We start from the raw sequence: 1,615 nt of genomic DNA on the forward strand, positions 1-1,615 counted from the left end.
GCCGAGCGCCTGCGCGTAGGTGATCGCCTTGGCGACGCCTTGGCGGAATTCCGGCACGCGGTCCGGCAGCACGGCAATACCGCGTTCGCCCTTGCCCCAGTCGCCCGCCGGCAGGTTGAACAGCACCTGGGTCAGACCGTTCTTCTTCAACCGGGCGGCGACGACATCGGGCGCATGGTCATAGGGGCCGATATATTCGACGCCCTTGAAGCCGGCGCGGGCGGCGGCATCGAAACGATCGAGGAACTCATGCTCGCCAAAGAGCATCGACAGATTGGCTGAAAAACGCGGCATTCTTTTTCTCCTAATCCAACATCACGATCGCCGTCGGCGCATCCTCGTGGCTTTCGGCAAGCTCCTCGAATTCGGTGATCTTGTCGATCTCGGTGCCCATGGAGATGTTGGTGACGCGTTCGAGGATGAATTCAAGCACGACCGGAACCCGGTGCTCTTTCATCAGCCGCTGCGCCTCCTTGAAGGCTCCGGCGAACTCTTCCGGCTTGCGCACCCTGACCGCCTTGCAGCCCATCGCTTCGGCGACGGCAACATGGTCGACGCCATAGCCTGCCTCGGGATCGCCTGCCCGGTTGATGTTCTCGAAGGCAAGGTCGACCTCGAAGTCCATCGAAAACCCACGCTGCGCCTGCCGGATCAGGCCGAGATAGGCGTTGTTCACGACGACATGCAGATAGGGCAATTTGTGCTGTGCGCCGACCGCCAGTTCCTCGATCATGAACTGGAAATCATAGTCGCCCGACAGCGCCACGATGGTGCGGTCGGGATCGGCGGCGCGCACGCCAAGGGCTGCCGGCAAGGTCCAGCCAAGCGGGCCGGCCTGGCCGCAATTGATCCAGTTGCGCGGCTTGTAGACATGCAGGAACTGCGCGCCGGCGATCTGCGACAGGCCGATCGTGGTGACATAGGTGACGTCGCGGCCGAACGCCTTGTTCATCTCCTCATAGACACGCTGCGGCTTCAGCGGCACCTGGTCGAAATGCGTCTTGCGCTTCATCGTCTTCTTGCGGGCCTGGCATTCCTTCGCCCAGCCGGACCAGTCGCGCAGTCTGCCTGATGTCTTCCATTCAGTGGCGACGTCGAGCAGCATCTTCAGCGCCGCGCCCGCATCCGAAACGACACCGAGATCCGGCGCGAAGACACGGCCGATCTGCGTCGGCTCGATGTCGACATGGATGAACTTTTTGCCCTTGGTGTAGACATCGACGGAGCCGGTGTGGCGGTTGGCCCAGCGGTTGCCTATGCCGAAGACGAAGTCGGCTTCCAGCATCGTCGCATTGCCATAGCGGTGCGAGGTCTGCAGCCCGCACATGCCGGCCATCAGCCGGTGGTCGTCGGGGATAGCGCCCCAGCCCATCAAGGTCGGGATGACCGGCACGCCCGAAATCTCGGCGAATTCGATCAGCAGGTCCGACGCATCGGCGTTGATGATGCCGCCGCCGGCGACGATCAGCGGCTTTTCGGCCGCGTTGAGCATGGTCAACGCCTTTTCGGCCTGGGCGCGCGTCATCGCCGGCTTGAACGGCGTCAACGGCTCATAGGCATCGATGTCGAATTCGATTTCGGCCAGTTGCACATCGACAGGCAGGTCGATCAGCAC

Annotated in this window: 2 protein-coding genes; both read right to left on the reverse strand. The window is 62.6% G+C overall.

The window, feature by feature from the left end; translation table 11 throughout:
* Positions 1–294 (reverse strand): TIM barrel protein (locus tag EN939_RS33345; protein WP_164751477.1); only part of this gene is annotated, 294 nt, incomplete at its 3' end.
* 10 nt (positions 295–304) lie between these two features.
* On the reverse strand, positions 305–1,615 hold a 1,311-nt coding region (gene gcl, locus EN939_RS33350), incomplete at its 5' end, for a glyoxylate carboligase (RefSeq protein ID WP_127271727.1).

Source organism: Mesorhizobium sp. M7A.F.Ca.CA.002.05.1.1 (assembly GCF_003998335.1).
GTDB lineage: Bacteria > Pseudomonadota > Alphaproteobacteria > Rhizobiales > Rhizobiaceae > Mesorhizobium.